Raw genomic sequence first — 20,357 nt, 5'->3', positions numbered from 1 at the left:
AGATTCAAGCCCCCGCCTGGACCGGGAAGGCGGCGGGTGTGACGGCAGCGGCGCGGAAGGCGATGCCGTGCCGCTGCTGCCCGTTGAAGGTGCTCTCCCACGGGCGGGCCACCAGCCCCGGCAGCGCGACCGGGCCGCCGAGGGTCAGGCCCTCGCTGACACCGCTCTGCGGCACGGTGACCTTGAGGAGCGAGGACTCCCCGTCCTCGATGTGGACCACGCCGAGCGTCATGAGCGGCTCACCGCTGACGGTGTCGGTCGCGATCTCGCCCGTCTGCCGGTCCTTGATCTTCGTCTCCGGAGCTTCGGTCAGCAGGATGGTCGCCGCCGAGGTCTCCACACGGATGGAACGCAACGCTTTCTCCTTCACACATGACAGCTAGTCGTCTAGACAAGTGTCGTCCGTTATGCCCGACGAGCCGGGCACGAGAACCACTGTGCCACAGAAACCTGGCTACTCGTCTATATGAGTTTGCCCGTGAAGGCGTACGAGTCACGGGAGTTGGCCTGCCCCTGCCCGTGTCGCGACACCATCCACCCAGGTCACGTGGCCGGAAGCTGATACGCCAGGACGTACGCATCTGCGGCCATCACCGTGTCGCAGACCTCGACGGCACGTCCCTCGGTGTCGAACGCGGTGCGGACCAGGTGGATCACTGGGACACCGGAGGCGAGGTGGAGTGTCTTGACCTCACTTGGCGCGGGCATGCGGGCGCGGATCTCTTCTTCGAAGTGGTCGAGGCGGTGGCCGAGTTCTTCGAGGCGGGCGTAGATGCCGCCGGGTCCGGGGTTGGGTTCGGCGATGGGTGTGCCGCGGGCCAGGTCGAGCGGGAGGTAGGAGGTGGCGAACTCGACGGGGCGCCCGTCGAGTAGGTAGCGGCGGCGCCGGGCGAGCACGCGGCGGGGGCCGCCCAGGCGGGTGGCGATGTCCTGGCTCGGCCGCTCTTCCTTGATCTCCAGGCTGTCGACGGTGGGGTGGCTGCCGGCTGCGTCGGCTTCCACGATGAACGCGGACTTGCCCTGCTCGCGGTGTCGGCGGGCGAACCGGTCCGATGCGAGTCGCCGCACGGGCGGCCGGGGACGTACGAAGACGCCCTTGCCGTGCTCGGAGACCACCAGGCCCTCGCCCTGGAGGACGGACAGTGAGTTGCGGACGGTCATCCGCGAGACGCCGTAGTGCTCGACCAGCTCCGTCTCGGAGGGCAGCTTGTCGCCCTCGGCGAACTTGCCCTTGTCGATCGCTTCGCGCAGCTGGTCGGCGATCTGGCGGAACACCGCGCGGTCGCTCGTCGGGTCCAGCGCCCCCAGGACGCCGGAGGGAAGAACGGGCATACGTACTCCTTTGGATATCTAGACGAGTGGCCGACCTTTGTTGCTACGGTGGGCAGCCTAGCCAGTCGAAGGGATCAGGTTCGTGCCGATCGAGCGCCCGCACTCCGTGAGCGTCGCAGGAGTCATCGTCGATGACGCCGGTCGCGCCCTGCTGATCAGGCGCCGCGACAACGGCCACTGGGAACCGCCCGGCGGAGTCCTGGAGGCGGGGGAGGCCATCCCCGAAGCACTCCAGCGCGAGGTCCTGGAGGAGACCGGCGTCAAGATCGCAGTCCCCGCCACCCTCACGGGTGTCTACAAGAACATGACCGGCCTGATCGTCTCCCTGGTCTTCCGATGCGAGGCGATCGACGGCCAGCCCTCCACCGGCACCGAGACCAGCGCCCTGCGCTGGGCCACCCGTGATGAAGTCTCCGAACTCGCGGACGAGGCGTACGCGATCCGCGTACTCGACGCCTTGGACGCCATGTCTCCGCCAGCCGTGCGCGCGCACGACGGCATGAAACTCGTCTAGCACCCACCATCGATCCATGGCCGCCCACCAGCAGAAAGTAACTTGTATGCACGAGTATACGAGTACTCCACGAGTCTGGGGACTCAGTTGCCCAGGTTCACCCGAAGAAGTCGGCCGCGTACGCCGCTGGACCCGCGACGTCCTGCGCGACTCCCCGTGCGCAGACGACGCCGCCCTGATCGTCACGGAGCTGAGCGCGAACGCCGTGCTGCACACCGCCAGCGCGGACGGCGGTCCGGCCGGGGGAGCCTTCCACGTCAGCCTCGCTGTCTCCGGCGTGGTCGTGTCCATCTCGGTGACCGACTCCGGCGGTACGAAGACCGCGCCCACCGTCGAGCACCCCGGCGCGGAGGAGACCCACGGCCGCGGCCTGGCGATGGTCACCGCACTCGCTCACCACGTCGAGACCCACGGAGACCAGCGCGGCCACACCGTGACCGCCCACCTCACCCACGCCCCGGACGCCTCATGAGCCCCGATACGCGGTCGATCACGGCGCCCATTACCCACAACCTGTGGACGATCGCCCGCATCTGCCAGGCCCTGAGCCCACTCCTGGAGCGCCGCTTCCTCCTGGACCTCACACACGCCCCAGCGCACGAGGTCATGAACGTCTTCACCGCATGGCAGAACGTCGCCGCAACCGCCGAGAAGCGCTCTTCAGCGGACGCGACGCCCGTGGCAACGGCCTTACCGACCCCTACCGAGACGGAGCAGTGACCCATGACCCGCGCGACGAAAGAACGCCTGACCACGGAGCCGACACGCAAGGAGCCGGCGCCCGACCACCACATCCACCCCGAAGCGACGCCCATTACGGCCGCGCTATCTGCCCGAACCTGGACCATCACCACGACCAACGGCTATACGACGGTCGGCTACCTCCCCGCATGGGCGGACGACGACCCCAGCACCACCAACGTCCCGCCCCAACACCTCGGCACCGAGCTGGCCGACATGAACCACCACCAGCCCTTCCCCGGCCAGCGCATGACCATCGCCCTCACCGACACTCCCGGCATCGGCACCGTCATCCTGAGCGGAAGCATCGACTGCGCCCCGTACAGTGAAGACCCCACGGCACGCCTACCCGTCGTCAATCTCCAACTGGTCGACGACTACTGGCTCCACAACCTCGACCCCGACCAACTCGGAGTCATCGCCTCTCAACTCCGCGCCCAGGCCGACCACCTCGACCACGAGGTACGCCCCGCCTTGATCTCAGCCCGCGAAGACTGGACGACCCACCACAACGCTTGACCACGAAGCCCGCTCACAGGCCCCGGCCGCCATCAAGCCCCATGGCGGCCGAGGCCTGCTTCACGCCCACCAACAGCCGCGCACTCCGGGACTGAGTAACAACCTTCTCTACGAGTTCAAGGCACCCAGCTGCGCTCCGCTCCGCCGGGCGCGCGTCCGGCGCCTGGCCGCGCCGTCGCTCCTGTCTCCGCCCCGCTCCGCACGGCCCGCACCGCGCGCGCCCGCGAAGGGGAGGCCTGCGGCATGAGGTGATACCGCACAGCCAGGGTCAGAATGATGCCTCCGGCGGGGGCGCTTCGGCTCCGAGATGGCCTCAGATCGCCGGCGACCGCGCGTTCATCGTGGACGGGTGCGGGGTGCTCCCATCCCGTCTGCCATCGGCCCGGGCAAGCCGAGCAGTCGCGGCCCAGGGCGTCAAGGTCGTTCGTACAGTGGCGCGCTCCACCTTGACGCCCTGAACCACGCCCGCTCCACAGGAGTGCGGGCCGACGGCAGACGGGATGGGAGCAAGGTGGCGGTTGGCGGTTGGCGGTTGGCCAGCAACTATTCTGAGGCGGGCGGTTTCCGAAGCTCTCGAAGGAAACCCGGATTTGAATCACTCTGCCAGTCCGTCGCCAGCAGTAGTTCAACGGAGGCCCAGAAGGCATCCCGCCGGTCGATTTGAGAGTAACTGCTAATTCCGGCGTAGCGACGATTGAGTTCCTGCCAGCTGGGTACTTTAACGCACGCTCCTTCTAGGCGGCCTATCCACTCATCCATGACCTCATCGCAGTGCACGTCCAGATAGATGGGCGGAGAGTCAAGCACGTCCAGCGGAATCCCGCCGAGTTCATTTAGTAGGCCCCTTGAGAATTCGTACGCAGACTCGTCAACTTTATTGATCTTAGGGAAAATGGCTATAGCGCTAGCCGAGATGTGGAGTAGCCAGAGAGCGCCTGGAATAATCGCGACCTTACTGATCCCATGCTCGTGTTCTTTTGCGACAATTGAATGCAGATCGGAGACTAGCCAGCGATATGATTCCTCCTTGTCGCGGAGTGTCATGCCGGCCATCGCGTAAATGAACGGAGCGATGCCTAGGACAAACGAATCGTACTCTCTGGCGAGGCCAAAGTAAGGACCGATGGTCCGCATTCCGTGGCCCGAGCGATTCTGCCAATCTTCCAGCCTCGTTGGTCCTGCTGAGTCAGGGACTCTTCCTGTTGCTATAAGAATAGACAATTCGGTTAGTCCAGGTAGGTAGTCTCCCAGGACGCCGCCGTAGCGGCCAGTCGCATTGGTGGCACGAGTGTGCATAGATTCCAGTGCATCCAGGTAGGGTGCCGATAGTGCGAATTCACCCAAAGCGATACGTGCGTAGTCCCCAAGGCAGTTAGCCGCAAAATTAAGACTTTCAATCTTGGAGAAGATCGCCATGCGGTCGATATTTTCCCAGATTCCTGTTTGCAGCCGCTCGCTGATGCCGCATAGGTCGATATCCCGGGTTATCCTTCGGTGCTGCGATAGGATGTCGAGGAGTAGGCGCTGAACTTCACTTTTACTATCTAATGTATACACCCGATAGTTGTGCGACCCCCATTGGCGGCGCAGGTTCAAGACTCTTTCGTTCGCGTTACCTCCTTTGAGCACAACATGGAAAAAGAATAGTGGCTTAATGAAGTCGTTGACATCTTGTGCGAGTACCTTCATGGCGTTGTTCGCCATGCCGCCACTGGCCCTACTCTCTACTTCGAATATCATCAGCGGCATCCACTTTTCGCCAGCTGCCGACCAGGCAAGGTCGACCGCTGCACCGCTATTCCCGACAATCCTTTCTCGCTCTACCTCGTATCCAAGGCATCTGCCGATGGCTACCAAAGAATCAATTACTTCCCGTCCTGGGCGAAGTACATGTTGAGGCATAGTTGTTGGACCTCCGATTGCGAAGCATCAATCGAGTTCGCGGTAGTTTAGAAGTGAAACTGCAGTGCTAGCTTCGGCCCGAGAAATGTTGCCCTTCGCTACTTCCAGGTCAATCATTGCGTCGCGGGCTTCATCTGCTTCCTGATTGAGGAAAGCAAGTAGGTCGGTGACTGTCGACGATGGGTGTGCTGCAGCCCAGTCAGCCACCGTGTCGCGACGAAAGGTCTTGATCATCGCCTCGGTTCTGATCTTGAGGCCGTCGAAAGCGCTGTAGTCACTCATAGTCTTGAGGTTGCCACGTGCTGTCCGACCTGTGGACGGAATAGCAGATCCCAAGTAGCTGTGCATGGGACCACTTTGGGACCGCACGCCCTGCGCGCTCCCGAACAACGCCAGTTCAGGTGAACGGCTGATCGTGCCTCAGGTGGCCTCTGACCCGCCATTACCCATGAGCCGATGAGCCGGGGCCAAGGGGGCGCGGGTTCAATGACTACCCACGTCGGAGAGGAGCGCCCCTTCGTGGACGGGAGGGCTCTGCTGGCAGCGACGGATAATCTTCGGGCTTCGATTGTTGGAAGACGGGAGGCGTTGGGAAGCTATCGCTCTCACCGGCCCAGACAGGTTGTGGTCAGCGCGCGAGGTCATGGTGCGGCCGAGCCCGGTACCGGCGGTGGCGGGGGTGTACGGCTGGCACTTCGAGCGGGCGCCACATCCCGACCTGCCCGCCGGGCGGCTGTTGTACGTCGGGATAGCCCCGCGGTACATGGCGAACCGGACCAGTACGCAGAACCTGCGGAAGCGGGTGCGGTACCACTTCCGAGGCAACGCGGCCGGCTCGACGTTGCGGCTCACGCTAGGGTGCCTGCTCGGGCTTGAGCTGCGCCGGGTGGGAAGTGGTAAGCGGATGACCTTCGGCAAGTTCGGCGAAGCCGAGCTGAGCGCGTGGATGGCGGAGCACGCTCGCGTGTGCTGGATCGAGAGTACCGAACCGTGGGAGCTGGAGACGCAGCTCATCTCCGAGCTGAACCTCCCGCTGAACCTCGACCAGAACAACCGCAACCCCTTCTATGGCGAGCTGAAGAAGCTGCGAGCCGACGCCCGGGCCTGTGCTCGTGAGTTGCCCGTCGGCGCGTAGATCCTGGGCCGTCTCTGGGCCGTGCGAGGGTGCTCGCGGGTACCCGACGGCGACCAATGACGACTGCTGGGGAATGGCTGACAGGCACCTTGACCAGCGATGACGCAGGTCGCCGCCTTGGTCAGCGAGAACCAGGGCAAGAAGTAGCCCTCCCGGCTTGGCTGTGCCCCCTCCGTGTGGCTCCGCCCGCGGGAGGGGGCACTGTCGTGTCCGGGCCCGTCCGGCGGGTGCTGGTCGGCGTGGAAAGCCGGTGCGCCACATCGGGGGCTGCGGGGTCGGGCGTATTCGGTGCGGTCGTGGTGGTTGGGACGCTCACGCGCGTCAGCGGTAGTCGTCGGGGGCTCTGTATCCACGTGCAGAGCCCGTGTGGCCGCGAAGGTCCACCACCAGGGCGCCGGGCCCGCGTAGTCCCGCAGGTCGCCGGATTTTGTGGCCGGAAATAGCGCTCTGGTCAAGAAGCGGCGTCACTAGCGTGGAAAGACACGTCGCGAATAGTCCGGGGGGACGCCGTGGGACCACGCGAGACCGATATACATCCGCCCAAGGTCAAAGAAGCGGGCGACGATCTGCAGGCGGCTGCGCGTGACGCGCGCAAGCGGCTGAGCCATTCGCTCGACAGCAGCGACACCGTGTACGCCGATCACGCGGGCGGCGGGTGGACCAGCGCGAAGGAACTCGCGGACTGCGGGCACGCCTGGGAGGACCACGTCATCGACCTGGTCAACGAGATGGAGCGGCTCGGCCAGGACCTGCGCGACAGCGCGAACGGCCTGGCCGGCAACGACCACTTCGCCCAGGACCTGCTGTACGGCATCAACGTCCTGGGGGAGTGACATGGTCACCTACGCAGGTGTCCGCGACGCCCGCCCCGAGCAGTGGAAGGACGCCGCCGACGACTTCGTGGCGCTCGCCCGCTACGTCAACCAGGCCGCCATCGACGTCCGCGGCGACACCGCCGCCAAGGTGGACGCGCACTGGGCCGACTCCACCGGCAAGGCCGCCGCCGCCCGGCTCTACGCGCTCGCCGACAAGCTGGATTCGGCGTACGACCTGCTCGACGCCGTGAAGATGGTGCTCGAGGGCATGCACAGCAGTATCCAGACAGCCCAGGCCACTTTGATCCGAGCGCTGAGCCTGGCCAACGAGTACGGGATACAGCTGGACGACGAGGGCCGGCCGCTGATCGTCCAGAACCCCGTGCAGATCGTGTCGGAGATCGCCGCGCTGCACAGCCAGGCCATCAAACAGGCCACCGACGCGGACAACGCGGCCCGTGCCGAACTGGCCAAGCTGCGCGCCGCGGTCGGCATCACCAACCCGGACGACGCCCTCAACCTCCAGGAAGAGGCCTCGCACACCGAGATGGACGCCTTCAAGGGCGCCATCCCCACGGGCCAGGACCCGGCCACCGTCGCCGCGTGGTGGGGCGGCCTGTCCCCGTCCGAGCGGCACGACCTGATGCTCGCCGAGCCGGTGGCGCTGACGAATCTGGACGGCATCCCGGACAGCGTGAAGACCCAGATGCGGGGGCCGGACGGAAAGTACGACCGCGTCAAGATGGTCGACTACGCGCTGCGGAACTGGAACAGGAGCGACCCCATCGACCTCGGCGACAACTGCACCAACTTCGTCTCCGAGGCCCTGCTGCACGCCGGTATGAAGCGCAAGATGGGCACCTGGAGCGGGGTCAGGGGCGCCGACGACTGGGGCAAGGAGACCGGGACAGGCTGGGACTGGCTGGACGAGAAGCTGTACTACTCGCACACCTGGGGCGGCGCCGAGAACCAGCAGGACTTCATGCTGAAGCACGGGGGCGAGGAGGTGCCGCCCGGCCAGGCCCGGCCCGGCGACATCATCTACTACGAGCAGCAGGGCCCCAACTCCGGCATCCACCAGGGCGAGACCCACCACGCCGCCATCGTGACGGCCGTCATGCCGGACGGTGAGATCAAATACACCCAGCACTCCGACTCCCACGTCGACGTCAGCCTCGAAGGGCGGCTCCCGCACGAGACGGAGTCGGAGGGCCAGCAGAACATCCGCATCGTCCGCCCCCACCCCGACTGGTACTGACCCCGGCGAACGCGGGACCCACCGCGCCCGCCGCCGACGACGATTGGCCCGACCCGTATGAACGAGACGGCTTCTCTCAGCCGCTCCGAAAGCCCCGCCGCGCTGCCGTCGCGCGCCTGGCGGCGTACCTCGCTGGCCGTACCGCCGCTGGTGGTGCTGGCCGGCGTGCTCTTCGGCGTCTCCACGCACCTGTCCAGCAGCCGGACGCACCGCAGGTCGAGCCAATGCCGGTGGATCCCGCTGCCGTGGGACACCTGGGCCGTCGCTTACGGCGGGCTCGCGGCGGCGCTGGCGGCCGTCGGCCTGCACTTCTGGCTGCGCAGACGCGCTCGGGCGCGCGGCTGGAACCAGGAGAGAACCTGGCAGGGCGCCCTGTCGACCGGCTTCGCGGTCCTGGGCTGGGTGGCCGTGCTGCTCACCGCCGTCGCGGTCGTCCTCACCCACTCCGACGCGTCCGACTACGCCGCCCATCACCGCGAGCCCGTCTGCGAAGGCCTCGCACCCCCGGCCCGCTGACCCACGATGTGCGGCAAGGCCCGCCGCACGAAGTAACCTTCGCTCCATACGTGCCCCCGGGCCGCGGTCGGTCCGCGGGGCGGGGGCACGTGTGCGGGGTGCGGGTGGAGGGGCTAGTGGGTGCAGCCTCCGCACTGGCACGGGTTGCCGGACTGGCAGCCGCACCCGCAGCCGGAGCCGCAGCCGCAGGCGGCGACCAGGGGGAGCGGGGTCCGCCGCGGTGCGGCGGAGTCGTGCGTCGGCTGGGCGCGTACGGGTGTGGGGGTCTCCGACATCAGTGCGGCCTCCTCAGGCTCTTCTGCTGACAAGTGAACGCCCCCGCACCGCCGCGCATCAAGGGCGCACAAGGGCATAACGCCCAACACTGCACCACCCGCACGCCCCCCGGCGGACTACGCGCCCTCCACCTGGGTCGGGGTCGGCGTCATCGCGTCGACGTGCTCGCCGGTCACTAGGTAGACGACGCGCTTGGCGACGGATACGGCGTGGTCGGCGAAGCGCTCGTAATACCTGCCGACCAGGGTGACGTCGACCGCGGTCTCGATGCCGTGCTTCCAGCGGTCGTCCAGCAGGTGCTGGAACAGGGCCCGGTGCAGCTCGTCCATACGGTCGTCGTCCGCTTCGAGCTGCAGCGCGTCGTCGACGTCCTTGGTGATGATCACCTCGGCGGCCTTGGCCATCAGCCGCTGCGCGAGCTGGCCCATCTCCAGGATGGTGCTGTGCAGGTCGTGCGGCACGGCGGAGACCGGGAAGCGGAGCCTGGCGAGCTTGGCGACATGGCGGGCCAGGTCGCCCGAGCGCTCCAGGTCGGCGCTCATCCGCAGCGAGGTGACGACGATCCGCAGGTCGGTGGCGACCGGCTGCTGGCGGGCCAGCAGGTTGATCGCCCGGCTCTCCAGCTCGCGCTGGAGGTCGTCCACCTTCTCGTCGGCCGCGATCACACTTTCCGCGACATTGAGGTCCGCGTCGAGCAGTGCGGTGGTGGCGCGGCCTATTGCCGAGCCGACCAGCCTGGCCATCTCGACCAGCCCGTCACCGATGGAGTCAAGCTCCTCGTGGTATGCGTCCCGCATCGCGTTCCTTCCGTATGTGCAGAATGTACTCAGGTCTGTACAGAGGCTTCTCCTCCACGCTGTCACGCTGATGGCCCTGTGCGTACCGGCCGCGCACCCGGAGTGAATCAGCCCCTACGTGGAGGTGAACTCTTGGCAACGTGCACCCGAGAGGTAGCTCTCATGGGTTGTGGAGTGCTTGCGCGGGCCACCTAACCTGGAGCCATGGACGTGAACGCGGCTGTTGCCGCAGCCAGTGCGATCGCCGGTCTTCTGACCGGCGTGATCGCCGTGCTCGCGTTCCGCTGGAGCGAGCGGGAACAGGCCCGCCCGACCCGTACCGCACTGCACACGGATGCCGTGCTCCCGCCGGGAGTGGACACCGTGCTGTCCGTACTGCGTTCGTCGGCTGTCGTCCTGGACGAGGGCGACACCGTGGTCAAGGCCAGTTCCGCGGCATATGCCCTCGGACTGGTACGCGGCGGCCGTCTCGCCGTCGACCAGATGCTGCAGATGGCCCGCGAGACCCGGCGGGACGGCGAGATACGCCAGGTGGAACTCGATCTTCCGCGCCGCGGCGCCGGCCGCGGTGAAGGCCTCGCGGTCTCCGCCCGGGTGGCACCGCTGGGCTCCCGGCTGGTGCTGCTGCTGGTCGAGGACCTCACCGAGGCCCGGCGGATCGAAGCGGTACGGCGGGATTTCGTGGCGAATGTCAGCCATGAGCTGAAAACCCCGGTGGGCGCCCTGTCCTTGCTCTCGGAAGCCGTGATGGACGCCTCGGACGACCCCGAGGCGGTGATCCGCTTCGCCGGCCGGATGCAGATCGAGGCCACCCGGCTGACCAGCCTGGTGCAGGAGATCATCGACCTGTCCCGGGTCCAGGACGACGACCTGCTGGACGACGCGGAGCCGGTGGCGGTGGACGACCTGGTCGCAGAAGCCGTCGACCGCTGCCGCCACCAGGCCAACACCAAGCAGATCACCATGGCCGCCGGCGCCACCCCCGACCTTTTCATCTGGGGCAACCGGGGCCAGCTCGCGGCAGCGCTCGGCAATCTCGTCGAGAACGCCGTCAACTACAGCCCGGCCCGCACCCGGGTCGGGATCACAGGGCGCCGGATCCCCGCGGCCGGCGGCGACCTCATTGAGATCTCCGTCACCGACCAGGGCATCGGCATCTCCGAGAAGGACCGCGACCGGGTCTTCGAGCGCTTCTACCGGGTCGACCCGGCGCGCTCGCGGGCCACCGGCGGCACCGGGCTCGGCCTGTCCATCGTCAAACACGTCGCCGCCACCCATGGCGGCGAGGTCACCGTATGGAGCGCGGAAGGCCAGGGCTCCACCTTCACACTGCGGCTTCCCGAAGCAGGGATCGCCCGCGACCGCGCGCTTCCGCCCGGCACCGACCCCGATGCCGAGGCGGACGCAGAGGCGGCCGACGAGCCGTCGGACGACCAGTTGTTCCAGACCCTCCCCGAACACATCCCCGCTCCGGAGGTCCTCCCGTGACCCGCGTACTCGTCGTCGAGGACGAAGAGTCCTTCAGCGACGCGCTGTCGTACATGCTCCGCAAGGAGGGCTTCGAGGTCGGCATTTCCGCGACCGGGCCCGACGCGCTGGACGAGTTCGAACGAAACGGCGCCGACCTGGTACTTCTCGACCTGATGCTGCCGGGGCTGCCCGGCACCGAGGTCTGCCGCCAGCTGCGGCTCAAGTCCAATGTCCCGGTGATCATGGTGACCGCCAAGGACAGCGAGATCGACAAGGTCGTCGGCCTGGAGATAGGCGCGGACGACTATGTGACCAAGCCGTTCTCCTCGCGGGAACTGGTCGCCCGTATCCGCGCGGTATTGCGCCGCCGCGGCGAGCCCGAGGAGATCTCCCCCGCCGCCCTGGAGGCCGGCCCGGTCCGTATGGACGTGGACCGGCATGTCGTCACGGTCGGCGGCGGCAAGGTGGACCTCCCGCTCAAGGAGTTCGACCTGCTGGAGATGCTGCTGCGGAACGCCGGCCGGGTGCTGACGCGTATGCAGCTCATCGACCGGGTGTGGGGCGCGGACTACGTCGGCGACACCAAGACGCTCGACGTCCACGTCAAGCGGCTGCGCGCCAAGATCGAGCCCGACCCGGGGGCGCCCCGCTACCTGGTGACGGTCCGCGGACTCGGTTACAAGTTCGAGCCGTAGGCCGCACCCGCCCGTCCGTGCGGCTCGCCCGCGCCCGCCCGTCCGTACGGCTCGCCCGCGCCCGTACGGCTGGACCGGCGTCCGCGCGGCGAGGCGCTCGTACGGCTTGAGGCGGCCGTGCGGCTCGACGTGTCCGTACGGTCCGGCGCGCTCCGCGCGGCGCCACGTTCGTACGCGTAAGGGTCCGGCACGTGGCGCCGGACCCTTACCGGCGTTCTTCCGCCGTACATTGCCGCGCTTACGGCGTGGCCGTGTCCGACGGGCTCGCGGTGTCCGAGGGCGTGGCCGTGCCGCCCGGGGAGGCGGTGCCGCCCGGCGTCGCGCTGGCCGTGGCGGTGTCCGTCGGGACCGCGGTGGTCGGCAGCGAGCTGGGCCCGTACGGCTCGAAGAAGCCGGCCGCCGGCGTCACATTGACCGGCAGCGCGACCGCGCCGGTGGAGCTGAAGTTGAACACGGCGTTCTGCACGTTGCCGTCCTGCAGCGACTCGGCGCCGCTGCTGATGACCGCGGCCGGGTTGCCCTGGCCGCCGAGCAGCACGGTGCCGTGCGCGGGAACGGTGATCGTGCTGCCGCCGTCGGCGGCGGACAGCTGCGCCGTCAGTCCGCCGGAGAGCTGCACGGCCTGGAGCGTCTGGTCGGTGGAGCCGTTGTTGAACAGCCGCGCCGAGACGGTGGCGGGGCCGCCGGACTTGGTGAGCACGAAGGCGTTCTGCACCTGGATGTCGCCGACGGTCACGGACTGGCTGTCCGGCTTGACCTCCAGGGACTGTGCCTTGTTCCCGGCCGCGCAGGCGGCGAGTGGGGCGAGCGAGAGCGCGGCGACGGCGGCGAGGGCGCCGCGTCGGAAGCTGCGGACCACGACGGCGGCATCTCCTTGGGCAGATTCTGACGATCTTCCAGCGGCCTTAGATTACCGAGCCGTCCGCGCGCCCACACACCGGGTGGTCCCTCCGTGACGCCCGCTCACCCGACCGGTGGTGCGCACCGGCCGCCGCACCCGCCTGAGCAGGCCGGAAGCGCGGTGCGGCGGTCACTGGGTCGCGCTCCGCAACATGCCCGCAATGTATTCCGGCATTACCACGGTGTGATTACCGGTGGATCGGCACGAGCGGGCACGCGGGGGATTTCCATGAAGGTGCAAAATTGGATCTTCAACGGCCGGGAACCCGAACGGAGTAGCGAAGATCCACTCGCCCGGGAGTGACAAATACGGACGTATCGACCGCTGTTCCCGGGCTTCCCTGGGTGTGACGCGCGTGTTTCCGCTTTGCCCTATACATGCTCCGACCTGCGGATACCGCGCCGATGTGGCACCCTCCAGCACGTTCCAGGGGCGCTTGTCAAGCCCCGAGATATGCCCTGACCTGCGAAAACGCCATTCAGATGAGGGCGTTCCCGTGTTACCCTGGATAGCCACGGAAGGGGTACCTGTCACATGACGTTCAAGGTTGGCGACACCGTGGTCTATCCCCATCACGGGGCCGCGCTGATCGAGGCTATCGAAATTCGCCAGATCAAAGGCGTGGACAAGACCTACTTGGTGCTCAAGGTCGCTCAGGGCGACTTGACGGTGCGCGTACCCGCGGACAATGCGGAGTTCGTCGGCGTACGCGACGTGGTCGGTCAGGAGGGTCTGGATCGGGTCTTCGAGGTGCTGCGCGCGCCGTACACCGAGGAGCCGACCAACTGGTCCCGCCGATACAAGGCAAATCTGGAGAAGCTCGCTTCCGGCGATGTCATCAAGGTTGCGGAAGTTGTCCGTGACCTGTGGCGCCGCGAGCGCGAGCGCGGCCTGTCGGCCGGCGAGAAGCGCATGCTCGCCAAGGCCCGGCAGATCCTGGTCAGCGAACTCGCACTGGCCGAGAACACCAACGAGGACAAGGCCGAGGCCCTGCTCGACGAAGTCCTCGCGTCGTAAGACCGTCCCCTCCCGGACGTTCTCGTGTCGCGTCCCTACAGCGCTACCCACGCTGCCGTGACGTACTGACTTACGCAGACGCAACCCTCGGACGACCCCCGAGGGACCTGCCGCGGCACCCGGCTCAGCATGACCGCCGGGTGCTGCGGCATGCAGTGGCAGTGGATCAGGCCGCGGGCATGCGGTGGCCGGGCGCCATCCCGGCCGCGCACCATCGCACGGCATACGGAACGCCTTCGCTCGTGCCGGGCGCCACGGTCTTCCCGAGGACTTCACGGAAGGGGTCCTCCGGAATACCGTGTCCTGGCTCCCCGGGCTTCGCCCGGTGATACCACCCCCCGACTTCGCCCGGGGGCGCCGCCCGGCCGTTCGGCCCGGGGGCACCTCCAAGCGATACCCATCTCATACAAGGACACAAACCTGCGTACCGCAGCCGTCATTCCCGCCGCCGGACGTGGTGTCCGGCTCGGCCCCGGGGCGCCCAAGGCGCTGCGCACTCTCAGCGGGGTCCCGATCCTGGTCCACGCCGTCCGCGCGATGGCCCGAGCCAGGGCCGTCACCGTCATCGTCGTGGTCGCTCCGCCGGAAGGCGCCGCCGAGGTCCGCGCGCTGCTCGACGCGAACGGGCTGCCCGAGTCCACCGACATAAGGGTGGTGCCCGGCGGTGACGAGCGCCAGGACTCCGTACGGCTCGGCCTGGCCGCGCTGCCCGACGACGTGGACGTGGTCCTCGTACACGACGCCGCCCGCCCGCTGGTGCCGGTCGAGACGGTCGAGGCCGTCGTCGACGCGGTACGCGCCGGTGCCCCCGCCGTCGTGCCTGGACTGCCGCTGGCCGACACCGTCAAGAGCGTCGACCTCGCGACGGGCCAGGTCACCGGCACCCCGCAGCGGTCCCTGCTGCGGGCCGTGCAGACCCCGCAGGGCTTCGACCGCGCCATACTGGCCAAGGCCCACGCCATGGTCACCGGCGACGTCACTGACGACGCGGGCATGGTCGAGCAGCTGGGCGTCCCCGTCCTCGTCGTGCCGGGACACGAGGAGGCCTTCAAGGTCACCAGGCCGCTGGACCTCGTCCTGGCCGAGGCCGTACTGGCACGCAGGAGGGCCAATGGCCACTGACTTCCCCGCGGGAGCGCTGCCGCTGGTCGGCATCGGGACCGACGTCCACGCCTTCGAGGCGGGGCGTGAGCTGTGGTGCGCCGGCCTGCACTGGGAGGGCGCCGAATTCGGCCTCGCCGGGCACTCCGACGCGGACGTGGCCGCCCACGCGGCCTGCGACGCGCTGTTCTCGGCCGCCGGGCTCGGCGACCTGGGCGCCCACTTCGGCACCGACCGCCCCGAGTGGGCGGGCGCCTCCGGGACCGCGCTGCTCACGGAGGCGGCCCGGATCGTGCGGGCGGCCGGCTTCGGTATCGGCAATGTCGCGATCCAGGTGATCGGGGTGCGCCCGAAGGTGGGCAAGCGCCGCGCCGAGGCGCAGGCCGCGCTGTCCGCGGCCGTCGGAGCCCCGGTCTCGGTCTCCGGCACCACGACGGACGGCCTCGGACTGACCGGCCGCGGTGAGGGCCTCGCGGCCATTGCCACCGCCCTGGTCGCCGCGCTTCCCTGACCTGACCTGACCTGACCTGACCTGACCTGACCTGACCTGACCGCTCCGCCCCCCGCCCGCCGCGCACGGCACCCGCGGGACCGCGCGACGAGCCACGATGGATCCGCTGCCGGAAAACCGGCAGACGCACCGATCGACCCCTGGCAGAAAGGCACCGCACGCCATGGCACTCTCCGAGTCCGCCCGCGCACTTTTCGACGGCAAGAACTTCGCGACCGTCGCCACCCTCCAGCCGGACGGCTCACCGCAGCTGTCCGTCGTGTGGGTGACGCTCGACGGTGACGACGTCGTCTTCTCCACCAAGGAGGGGCGCCGCAAACACCTCAACCTGGTGAAGGACCCGCGGATCACCCTGCTGGCGATGCCGGCCGACAACCCGTACGCGTACGTCGAGATCCGCGGCACCGCCTCGATGGCCACGGAGGGCGGCGACGAGCTGATCAACGCGCTCAGCGACAAGTACACGGGCGGCCCGTACAGCGGCGACCAGCCGGGCGACGTACGCCTCGTGGTGCGCGTGACGGCCGACCGGATCGTCGAGCACGGCTGACGGGACCGCCGGCTTCGGCTGACGGGACCGTCACGCACGGCTGGCGGATCACCGGCACCGCTGACGACGGAGGGCCGGAAAGAGCCGCCTGGGGCGGATGTGCGGTCTGTCTGCGGCAGACCGCACGTGGCACCCTCCAACGGCCACTACCCTTGATGGCGTGACTATTCGCCTGTACGACACCAGCGCACGCCAGGTCCGTGACTTCGTCCCGCTCACGCCGGGCTGTGTCTCGATCTACCTGTGTGGCGCCACTGTGCAGGCGGCACCGCACATCGGCCACATCAGGTCGGGCCTGAACTTCGACATCATCCAGCGCTGGTTCCGCCACCGCGGCTACGACGTCACGTTCATCCGCAATGTGACGGACATCGACGACAAGATCCTCCGCAAGGCCGCCGACCAGGGCCGCCCCTGGTGGTCCATCGGGTACGAGAACGAGCGCGCCTTCAGCAACGGCTACGACGTGCTGGGCTGCATGCCGCCCACGTACGAGCCGCGGGCCACCGGCCATGTGCCGGAGATGATCGAGATGATGCGCGGCCTGATCGAGCGCGGCCACGCCTACGTCTCCGACGGCAACGTCTATTTCGACGTGCGGTCCTTCCCCGGCTATCTGGAGCTGTCCAACCAGGAGCTGGACAATCTGCGCCAGCCCGAGGGCGAGGGCGAGACCGGCAAGCGCGACCACCGCGACTTCGCGATGTGGAAGGCCACCAAGCCGGGCGAGCCGTCCTGGGAGACACCGTGGGGCCGCGGCAGGCCCGGCTGGCACCTGGAGTGCTCGGTGATGGCGCACAAGTACCTGGGCCCCGTCTTCGACATCCACGGCGGCGGCATCGACCTGATCTTCCCGCACCACGAGAACGAGATCGCCCAGGCCAAGGCGTACGGCGACGAGTTCGCCCGCTACTGGGTGCACAACGCGTGGGTCACCATGAGCGGCGAGAAGATGAGCAAGTCGCTCGGCAATTCCGTGCTGGTCTCGGAAATGGTGCAGCGCTGGCGCCCGATCGTGCTGCGCTACTACCTGGGCACCCCGCACTACCGGTCGATGATCGAGTACAGCGAGGAGGCGCTGCGGGAGGCGGAGGCCGCGTTCGCGCGGATCGAGGGCTTCGTGCAGCGGGTCGTCGAGAAGGCCGGGCACGTGGATCCCGCGGCAGAGGTGCCGCCCGCCTTCGCCGAGGCAATGGACGACGACTTGGGCGTGCCGCAGGCGCTGGCCGTCGTGCACACCACCGTCCGGCAGGGCAACAGCGCGCTCACCGCCGACGACAAGGAAACGGCGGTCGCGCGACTGGCCGAGGTCCGTGCGATGCTCGGAGTGCTGGGCCTGGACCCGCTGGACCCGCACTGGACCGGCGCGGACCGCGGGGACGACCTGCACGGCGTGGTGGACTCGCTCGTCCAGCTGGTGCTCGAACAGCGGCAGTCGGCGCGGTCCCGCAAGGACTACGGGACGGCGGACGCGATCCGCGACCAGCTGGTCCAGGCGGGCCTGGAGATCGAGGACACGCCGACCGGCTCGCGGTGGACACTGCGCGGCTGAACACCCGGCCGCCCCCAACCGACAAAGACATTCGACGCAGACACGTGGAGACGTAGCGACGTCGAGACGCGAACAGAAGTGAGAGTGCCCCATGGCCGGCAACAGCCAGCGCAGGAACCGCCGTACGTCCAACAAGAAGGGCGCCACGGTCGGCAGCGGCGGGCAGCGCCGCAAGGGCCTTGAGGGCAAGGGCCCGACGCCGCCTGCCGAGGCGCGCAAGGGCCACAAGAAGAACCGCGTCGCCGCTGCCCAGGCCAGGCGGACGGTGTCGGGCCAGTCCCGCCGTCCGTCGGGCCGCGGTGCCAAGTCGACGTCCGAGATGGTCGTCGGCCGCAATCCGGTGGTCGAGGCGCTGCGCGCCGACATCCCCGCGAACGCGGTCTACGTCCAGCAGTTCATCGACAACGACGACCGGGTGCGCGAGGCGCTGCGGCTCGCCACCGACCGCGGGGTGCCGCTGCTGGAGGCGCCCAGGCCCGAGCTTGACCGCCTCACCGCGGGCCTGAACCACCAGGGCCTGGTGCTCCAGATCCCGGCGTACGAGTACGCCCACCCCGAGGACCTGCTCGCCGGAGCCGCGGACCAGGGCGACGACGCGCTGATCGTCGCCCTCGACGGTGTGACCGACCCGCGCAATCTCGGCGCGGTCGTCCGCTCGGTCGCGGCCTTCGGCGGCCACGGTGTCGTGGTGCCCGAGCGGCGCGCCGCCGGCATGACCGCCGGCGCCTGGAAGACCTCGGCCGGCACCGCAGCCCGCGTCCCGGTGGCCCGCGCCACCAACCTCACCCGCACCCTTGAGGCGTACCAGAAGGCCGGCCTGACCGTGATCGGCCTGGCCGCGGACGGCGATGTCGACCTCTACGACCTCGACGCGCTCACCGGGCCTGTCGTCATCGTGGCGGGCAGCGAGGGCAAGGGCCTGTCCCGGCTGGTCGGCGAGACCTGTGACCTGCTGGTCCGTATCCCGATGCCGGGCGGCGCGGCCGAGTCGCTGAACGCGGGCGTGGCGGCGGGCGTGGTGCTGTACGAGGCGGCGCGGCGCCGGGCCTGAGCGGGAGCCACAACCGGGCAGAACCTGACGGGGCCGGGGGCGCGGCCGCGCGGGAGGGCATCATACGGGCTCTGCACGATTGACGCGTCTCGGACATCAAGGGCTCCGGCAGGCAGTGTCCTAAAGGTCAGTCACTCGGTTAGATGAGTGTGGACACCAGAACACCCCACCCCTCCACGGGGGGAGGGACGCCCGGATTCGACGAGCCGGTCATGACGATGGCACGGGTGCCGAGCGACCCCGCCCAGGTCATCGTCACCCATGCGAGCTTCCGTGTGCAGCTGGGACGGGCCTCGGTCCGTTCCCTGCGCATCGGCGACACCGCCGGGATCACGGCCGCCTCGCAGCACGCGGACGCCGCCGGAGTCCCCGGCCGCCGCAAGCTGGCGCCGGTGGTGTGGTCGGGCCGCAGCGAGCCCGGCGACGAACTGGCCGGTGAGCTGCTCCAGGCGGTACGCCGGGCCGGCACCGCCGACGGCCCGGCGGGGTCCGCCACGCAGCTGCTGCCGAGGATCGGCGACACCACCGTGCGGCCGCCCGGCACCCCGACCGTCGTCGGCCCGCGCAGCGGCGAGTCCCCGACCGGCCTGCTCGGCGGCGTACGGCCGGCGCGCGGCGCGTACGACCAGGACGACGAGCCCGTGGTCGGTTACCGCGGCCCCGGCGCCGGCGGCGCACATGGCGACGGCGACACCTATGGCGACGGCTACGAGGACGGCTACGAGGACGCCGAGCAGGAGCGCAGGCCGCGCAAGAGCAACGGTGACTTCGTCAAGCACGCCTGGTATCCGGGCCGCCGGATGAACCTCGGCATCGTGCTGCTCCCACTGCGTGTCTTCCTCGGCTTCGTGTCGATCTACGCCGGCATGGGCAAGCTGTGCGACCGCGTCTACTTCGACGGCGGCGAGCGCGGCTCCATGGTCACCTGGCTGGCCTCGCTGCACCCCTGGGCGGCGGCGGAACCGCTGCGCAATGCCGCGCTCGACCACCCGGTGGGCGCGGGCCTGAGCATCGCCTTCCTCCAGGTCGTGGTCGGCGTCCTGACCATCTGCGGCCTGTGGCAGCGGGTCGCGGCGGTCTTCGGCGCCGGCCTGTCCATCGCGCTGCTCGTGACCGTGAGCTGGCGCACCGTCCCGGTCTACGACGCCCCCGACTTCATCTACCTGGCCGCCTGGAGCCCGCTGGTCATCGCCGGCGCCCCCGTCTACTCGATCGACGGCAAGCTCGCCGGCGACGCATGGCGGCGCCTCGGCCCCCGGGTCGGCCTGTGGGACCTGCGCCACTACGTCCTGCGACGGGGCGCGGTGCTCGGTACGGTCATCGTCGGCTGCACCCTGCTGCTCGGCTCGGTGCTGGGCGCGGCGGTACGGGCCTCCACCGCTCCGGAACACCGGCCGGCCGGTCCGACCGCCCCGCCGGTCAACAACCTGCCGGGCATGCCGCTGCCCGAGGTCTCCGGCGGCGACAGCGGTTCCGCGTCCGCGACGCCGGAGCCGTCGAAGTCGGCGAGGGCCGACAAGAAGAAGAAGCCGGACACGTCCGGGTCCGCCACTTCGGCGCCCACCGCGGCCCCCGGCCACACCCACGCGCCCGGCAGCACGTCCGCCACCGGCTCCGGCGGCTCCTCGGGGGGCAGCGGCGGCTCAGGCGGCTCTACCCCGTCCTCCCAGGCCCCGCCCGCGGCCCCGCCGGCCCCCCCCCCCC

23 protein-coding genes are annotated in these 20,357 nt (G+C 68.9%); 17 read left to right on the top strand and 6 right to left on the bottom strand.

Features of this window, described 5'->3' with window-relative positions; genetic code table 11:
• Positions 1-4: 4 nt before the first annotated feature.
• On the bottom strand, positions 5-355 hold the full coding sequence (locus V7E46_RS13725; RefSeq protein ID WP_333768674.1) for an SCO3933 family regulatory protein: 351 nt from the start codon (positions 353-355) through the stop codon (positions 5-7).
• Between the two features lie 188 nt (positions 356-543).
• Positions 544-1,332: a GntR family transcriptional regulator gene (locus V7E46_RS13720; RefSeq protein WP_333768673.1), complete on the bottom strand. Its 789-nt coding sequence runs from the start codon at positions 1,330-1,332 to the stop codon at positions 544-546.
• Between the two features lie 106 nt (positions 1,333-1,438).
• Between V7E46_RS13720 and V7E46_RS13715 the strand changes: the two genes are divergently transcribed.
• From V7E46_RS13715 to V7E46_RS13700, 4 genes are read left to right on the top strand one after another with little or no spacing between them, the layout of a single operon-like run.
• A complete protein-coding gene (locus V7E46_RS13715; protein WP_333768685.1) occupies positions 1,439-1,846 on the top strand; it encodes an NUDIX hydrolase in 408 nt (135 codons plus the stop codon).
• 46 nt (positions 1,847-1,892) lie between these two features.
• Positions 1,893-2,318, top strand: a complete 426-nt coding sequence (locus V7E46_RS13710) for an ATP-binding protein (RefSeq protein ID WP_333768672.1) — start codon at positions 1,893-1,895, stop codon at positions 2,316-2,318.
• Positions 2,315-2,566: a hypothetical protein gene (locus V7E46_RS13705; protein WP_333768671.1), complete on the top strand. Its 252-nt coding sequence runs from the start codon at positions 2,315-2,317 to the stop codon at positions 2,564-2,566. The genes V7E46_RS13710 and V7E46_RS13705 overlap by 4 nt, the downstream gene beginning before the upstream one ends.
• A 3-nt stretch (positions 2,567-2,569) precedes the next feature.
• Positions 2,570-3,106: a DUF6907 domain-containing protein gene (locus V7E46_RS13700; protein ID WP_333768670.1), complete on the top strand. Its 537-nt coding sequence runs from the start codon at positions 2,570-2,572 to the stop codon at positions 3,104-3,106.
• Between the two features lie 543 nt (positions 3,107-3,649).
• Here the strand turns inward: V7E46_RS13700 and V7E46_RS13695 are convergent.
• Together V7E46_RS13695 and V7E46_RS13690 are read right to left on the bottom strand one after the other, a co-directional pair.
• Positions 3,650-5,008: a hypothetical protein gene (locus V7E46_RS13695; RefSeq protein ID WP_333768669.1), complete on the bottom strand. Its 1,359-nt coding sequence runs from the start codon at positions 5,006-5,008 to the stop codon at positions 3,650-3,652.
• A 27-nt stretch (positions 5,009-5,035) separates the two neighbouring features.
• Positions 5,036-5,290, bottom strand: coding sequence for a hypothetical protein (locus V7E46_RS13690; RefSeq protein ID WP_333768668.1), 255 nt, complete (start codon positions 5,288-5,290; stop codon positions 5,036-5,038).
• Between the two features lie 361 nt (positions 5,291-5,651).
• Here V7E46_RS13690 and V7E46_RS13685 point away from each other — a divergent pair, with 361 nt between their 5' ends.
• The 4 genes from V7E46_RS13685 to V7E46_RS13670 all read left to right on the top strand — a co-directional run bounded on the left by V7E46_RS13685 (position 5,652) and on the right by V7E46_RS13670 (position 8,732).
• Positions 5,652-6,143, top strand: coding sequence for a GIY-YIG nuclease family protein (locus V7E46_RS13685; RefSeq protein ID WP_333768667.1), 492 nt, complete (start codon positions 5,652-5,654; stop codon positions 6,141-6,143).
• A 509-nt stretch (positions 6,144-6,652) separates the two neighbouring features.
• Positions 6,653-6,976 carry a hypothetical protein gene (locus V7E46_RS13680; RefSeq protein WP_333768666.1) on the top strand — a complete coding sequence of 108 codons (324 nt, stop codon included), beginning with the start codon at positions 6,653-6,655 and terminating at the stop codon, positions 6,974-6,976.
• Position 6,977: 1 nt separating this feature from the next.
• Complete coding sequence (locus V7E46_RS13675) at positions 6,978-8,216, top strand: amidase domain-containing protein (protein WP_333768665.1); 1,239 nt, start codon at positions 6,978-6,980, stop codon at positions 8,214-8,216.
• A gap of 57 nt (positions 8,217-8,273) precedes the next feature.
• Positions 8,274-8,732, top strand: coding sequence for a hypothetical protein (locus tag V7E46_RS13670; RefSeq protein WP_333768664.1), 459 nt, complete (start codon positions 8,274-8,276; stop codon positions 8,730-8,732).
• Between the two features lie 392 nt (positions 8,733-9,124).
• On the opposite strand, the gene phoU is transcribed toward V7E46_RS13670, so the two are convergent.
• Complete coding sequence (gene phoU / locus V7E46_RS13665) at positions 9,125-9,805, bottom strand: phosphate signaling complex protein PhoU (RefSeq protein WP_329176089.1); 681 nt, start codon at positions 9,803-9,805, stop codon at positions 9,125-9,127.
• Between the two features lie 204 nt (positions 9,806-10,009).
• Between phoU and V7E46_RS13660 the strand changes: the two genes are divergently transcribed.
• Both V7E46_RS13660 and V7E46_RS13655 read left to right on the top strand, forming a co-directional pair.
• The gene (locus V7E46_RS13660) at positions 10,010-11,293 is read left to right on the top strand and encodes a sensor histidine kinase (protein WP_333768663.1); all 1,284 of its coding nucleotides are present in this window, start codon (positions 10,010-10,012) and stop codon (positions 11,291-11,293) included.
• Complete coding sequence (locus tag V7E46_RS13655; RefSeq protein ID WP_329176085.1) at positions 11,290-11,970, top strand: response regulator transcription factor; 681 nt, start codon at positions 11,290-11,292, stop codon at positions 11,968-11,970. The genes V7E46_RS13660 and V7E46_RS13655 overlap by 4 nt, the downstream gene beginning before the upstream one ends.
• A 238-nt stretch (positions 11,971-12,208) precedes the next feature.
• Here V7E46_RS13655 and V7E46_RS13650 read toward each other — a convergent pair whose 3' ends face one another.
• Entirely contained in the window at positions 12,209-12,829 is a 621-nt protein-coding gene (locus V7E46_RS13650; RefSeq protein ID WP_333768662.1) for a DUF461 domain-containing protein, read from the bottom strand.
• A 576-nt stretch (positions 12,830-13,405) separates the two neighbouring features.
• On the opposite strand from V7E46_RS13650, the gene V7E46_RS13645 reads away from it, so the two are divergent.
• From V7E46_RS13645 to V7E46_RS13615, 7 genes are all read left to right on the top strand, one after another.
• Positions 13,406-13,888 carry a CarD family transcriptional regulator gene (locus V7E46_RS13645; protein ID WP_033174074.1) on the top strand — a complete coding sequence of 161 codons (483 nt, stop codon included), beginning with the start codon at positions 13,406-13,408 and terminating at the stop codon, positions 13,886-13,888.
• 393 nt (positions 13,889-14,281) lie between these two features.
• Positions 14,282-15,010 carry a 2-C-methyl-D-erythritol 4-phosphate cytidylyltransferase gene (ispD, locus tag V7E46_RS13640; RefSeq protein ID WP_329182429.1) on the top strand — a complete coding sequence of 243 codons (729 nt, stop codon included), beginning with the start codon at positions 14,282-14,284 and terminating at the stop codon, positions 15,008-15,010.
• Positions 15,000-15,500, top strand: coding sequence for a 2-C-methyl-D-erythritol 2,4-cyclodiphosphate synthase (gene ispF, locus V7E46_RS13635; RefSeq protein WP_333768661.1), 501 nt, complete (start codon positions 15,000-15,002; stop codon positions 15,498-15,500). The genes ispD and ispF overlap by 11 nt, the downstream gene beginning before the upstream one ends.
• Before the next feature lie 163 nt (positions 15,501-15,663).
• A complete protein-coding gene (locus V7E46_RS13630) occupies positions 15,664-16,050 on the top strand; it encodes a PPOX class F420-dependent oxidoreductase (RefSeq protein WP_333768660.1) in 387 nt (128 codons plus the stop codon).
• Between the two features lie 160 nt (positions 16,051-16,210).
• Positions 16,211-17,602: a cysteine--tRNA ligase gene (gene cysS / locus V7E46_RS13625; RefSeq protein ID WP_333768659.1), complete on the top strand. Its 1,392-nt coding sequence runs from the start codon at positions 16,211-16,213 to the stop codon at positions 17,600-17,602.
• A 91-nt stretch (positions 17,603-17,693) separates the two neighbouring features.
• Complete coding sequence (rlmB, locus tag V7E46_RS13620; protein WP_329176076.1) at positions 17,694-18,653, top strand: 23S rRNA (guanosine(2251)-2'-O)-methyltransferase RlmB; 960 nt, start codon at positions 17,694-17,696, stop codon at positions 18,651-18,653.
• 143 nt (positions 18,654-18,796) lie between these two features.
• Positions 18,797-20,357: DoxX family protein (locus V7E46_RS13615; protein WP_443054148.1), on the top strand; the 1,561-nt coding region annotated here is incomplete at its 3' end.

The sequence above is a fragment of the Streptomyces sp. IBSBF 2435 genome, from assembly GCF_036815005.1.
Classification (GTDB): Bacteria; Actinomycetota; Actinomycetes; order Streptomycetales; family Streptomycetaceae; genus Actinacidiphila.
This window is presented reverse-complemented; position numbering and strand designations above follow the sequence as displayed.